Origin of the sequence: Piscirickettsia salmonis LF-89 = ATCC VR-1361, from assembly GCF_000297215.2 — a bacterium.
GTDB classification, from domain to species: domain Bacteria; phylum Pseudomonadota; class Gammaproteobacteria; order Piscirickettsiales; family Piscirickettsiaceae; genus Piscirickettsia; species Piscirickettsia salmonis.
Genome location: NZ_AMFF02000097.1, coordinates 1 through 3643, shown reverse-complemented (window position 1 = coordinate 3643; position 3643 = coordinate 1). Strand labels below are relative to the sequence as shown.

Sequence of the window (3643 nt, the reverse complement as noted above, 5' to 3'; positions counted from 1 at the left end):
CGCCTGGATCAAAGAAAATAAATGTGTTTTTCCAATAGATAGGGTGTGCTCAATCTTAGGTGTTAGCCGATCAGGTTATTACAGTTGGTTAAAGGTACAGCCTTCCAAGCGAATGATAGGGTTCTGTCGCAATCTGGAACTTTTTGCTGCTTGAATACTGCTGTCTGCTCATGTAAAAATCTCCAAAAGTATGCCTTAATTTAGATATTAAATTTTGGGGATCATTTCATTGAAAAGAAATATTTGTATCTTCAATGGCTAGTCTATATCTAGTTATATCGTAGATTTTAAGTTAATTAATTTCTGTAAGAATTTCACTACTCCACAAGTTATCTTTATAGTACTTTCTTAATCCAGCTGTAATCATCGGCTTTATTGCTAATTTTCCTGTTGGCAAGTTTGGAATAATTTGCTTAATTTCATGGTCTGTAAGACCATCAGACCAAGCTTTAAATTTCTCATTAAATAACTCTTCCTCTTTTTTCTTAATACGCTCAGCTTTTTCTTTTTCATATGCTAACTTTTTATCTAGCCTGATTTCATCATCAGATTTATAGTTTTTTTCTATCCATATTGATTTTTTCACCAAACAACCAATTAGCACATTAATCGCATCTTTTTTATACTTTTCATTTTTAGGATTAAACCTTAACCCCCATGAAAAGTGGTTAATTGATTCCTGAATTTCTTCTATCGATAGCTTATTAGTCAGATTGTTAAAGTGCACTTTTTTAAAACCAAACTCTTCTAATCCGGCTAGGTCTAAATCAGAAATAACAGTGCTTTGATTATCAATTTCATGTTTAGGTACTGTGTGATTATTTTCTTCAGGTGACTCACTTAACAGTGAGTTTTTAATCTCAAAAAAAACTCCTCTTTGTAACCTATATGAAACCCAACCACCTCTACCATCTTTTCTTGAACTGATAGAAATATAGTACTTATCTTTTAATCTAGCAATTGTTGTTTTAATTGATCGGCTATTTACACCAGCCTTATTCGCAATTCCATTAATAGTAAGTTTTCCAGTAGTAAAATCCATATTATTTTCTTTAGCACTGTCATACATTACCATTAAAACAGATTGTTGTATCGAAGATAATAAATCAATAGAAGGCGTTTCATCTGCTATAAAACCACCGTTAAACTTTTTAGGTTGACTTTCTAGCTTCTCAGCAGTTCCACCTTTCAGTGCATCAGCAGTGTTCCGTTTGTGTTCCGTTTGTGTTCCGTTTTTATTTTTTAGCGTCTGTTTATTTTCGGAGATAAAACCTAATTTTGTGTTCCGTTTGTGTTCCGTTTTATCTTTAGAATTTGATTTAATTACTTTTTCTTTATTTAACTTGTATTCCGTTTGTGTTCCATTTCTATTTTTTATCGTCTGTTTATTTTCGGAGTTAAAGCCTAATTTTGTGTTCCGTTTGTGTTCCGTTTGTGTTCCGTTGACATTTTCCAAGCCCGTCTCATTTGATTTTTCGATATCCTTTTCTTCACTAAGAATTAAATCATTATGTTCGTTATCAGTTCTTTTTTTAGAAGAATTATTATTTGATAGTGCAGACGTATCACCAACCCTTACACTTCTAAAAAGAGCATTAAACTTTGATTTATTCTTTTTACTTGAGCCACTCATAGCTTACTGTCCTTAGCTCAACTTAGTCCAAAGTTCTTTAGAAAGATTATAGTAATCGTCAGCTAATGATGAAGTATTACTATTTTCAATTACCGATAACTGCTCCATCCCACTTTCCTCTGCTACTCCACGCAAAAACCTAATTGATGATGCAGTAACAAACTCTGGAAATAAAACTCGGTATTGGGTTTCAATTTCTTTACTAAGTTTCGTTTGATCTACTTTAGTTGGTACAATAGAAAAGCTATTCCAATTCAGTTCCATGTCTCTTTTAAAATCATTAATCATTTCAATATTAGTTGTTACAGAGCGATATGATTCTAATTCACAGGAGAATGGTGCTACAACATCCGTGGCTAAAGTTAATGAGTTTTGCACCAATAAACTTCCCCAACTAGGAGAGTTATCAAAAATAATTACCTCATAGTTTTTCATTATTGGTTTAAGTAGTTTTTGTAAAAAGTATTCCCTACGAGGGCTGTCTTTGATTCTTTGCTCTAATAAATTTAGGTCTGTTGATTCTGGAATATAATGCAAATTTGGCAAAGAACTTTTACAAATTACATCTTGTATTGATTGACTCCCTTCTGATACATCCCATAAGCCTCCTGAGTGAAGTTTTTGTGCTTCTGCTAAACTTTCTACCTCATGGTCATGCACAAGCTCTAAGTTTGATGTAAGAGTCCTCTGAGAGACCTCTAAACCTATGGCTAATACACTTATATTATTGATAGAAAATATTCTGGCAAGATTAAAAGCAAGAGTAGACTTTAACACTCCCCCTTTTGGTGCATAAACCGAAATAACTGATTGAGGGTTTCGTTTTTTCTTAAAATTCTTTTTAAGAAAGCCGTATTGTTCACCAATTAATGGAATTAATTCTTCATCCCAAACCCTAACAGAAATAGCTCCTCTTTTTTCTCGTTTTGCTGGAGGAATAACCCCTTTTTGCTCATCTCTTAATACACTGCTTTTTGCTTTGTTAGTTCTATAAAGGCTAATCAGTTGTCCAGGAGTCCATGCTTTAGTCATCAATAACGCCTTGGTATGTTTTTACGTGTCTAATATGTGTAAACATATCACAGGATGATAGCATGTCAAATGAATCTTTCAAAGTTTTATAAGGTATCATGTTAAATTATGTTACTTAGCTATAGGGTTTCTATGTAGCTATTTAAAATAGGTTAAAGTAGATAAAAAAATAAAAAGATAATTATTATATATTACTATTATTATATATAGAGAATTTATTGTGTTCCGTTTGTGTTCCGTTACTTATGAAAGTATTGTCCTTATTGAATTCTGAAATGCTTATTTGTGTCTCGTTTGTGTTCCGTTTATTAGGAAATACAGATGTGTTTTCCTGTTTGTGTACCGTTTGTGTTCCGTTACTTATAAAAGTATTGTCCTTATTGAATTCTGAAATGCTTATTTGTGTACCGTTTGTGTTCCGTTTGTGTTCCGTTACTTATGAAAGCATTGTCTTTGTTGTATTTTGAAATATTTATTTGTGTTCCGTTTATCTTGGTTATAACTGATAAAATTAGTTAAATTTTCCTGATCAGCTTAAACTTTGCTGTTTTGTGTCCCGTTTGTGTTCCGTTACTTATAAAAGTATTGTTATTGTTATATTTTGAAATATTTATTTGTGTCTCGTTTGTGTTCCGTTTGGAAAAAAGGTAAAAATTATAAAAAGTTGATCGTCCGCTGCGAGCCATGGAGTGCTAAGCACGGGGTGAGTAGGCCGAGGTAGGTTCGGGTTTTTAGCAGAGCGGAGTTGCGAAAGACCGTTAGGTCTGTAGCAAGCGTAACGAGTGTCTAAAAATCTATACGAACCGTAGAGTCATGTGAGAGCACAGTGGTGGAGTGTGCCGATTCAAGGCACGCAACGCTGTGTGACGCGGACAGCCGAGGGTTTATAGTCGTCGCGTTTTGCTCGGCGATTTTGCATCATTGGATGTGCAAAATACCTACCGAGGTAGCGACGCTTACGTAGTTAGTGAGGTGAAA

General features: G+C 33.8%; 2 protein-coding genes. Both read right to left on the bottom strand.

The features are described 5' to 3' along the window. Window positions 1–292 precede the first annotated feature (292 nt). On the bottom strand, window positions 293–1633 hold the full coding sequence (locus C200_RS09765) for a hypothetical protein (protein ID WP_016211878.1): 1341 nt from the start codon (window positions 1631–1633) through the stop codon (window positions 293–295). A gap of 12 nt (window positions 1634–1645) precedes the next feature. Then, complete coding sequence (locus tag C200_RS09760) at window positions 1646–2665, bottom strand: ParA family protein (RefSeq protein ID WP_016211879.1); 1020 nt, start codon at window positions 2663–2665, stop codon at window positions 1646–1648. Between the last annotated feature and the right edge of the window lie 978 nt (window positions 2666–3643).

Coding starts and splice junctions, on each gene's coding strand:
- C200_RS09760 (WP_016211879.1), bottom strand. CDS start 2,665: ATGACTAAAGCATGGACTCCTGGACAACTGATTAGCCTTTATAGAACT.
- C200_RS09765 (WP_016211878.1), bottom strand. CDS start 1,633: ATGAGTGGCTCAAGTAAAAAGAATAAATCAAAGTTTAATGCTCTTTTT.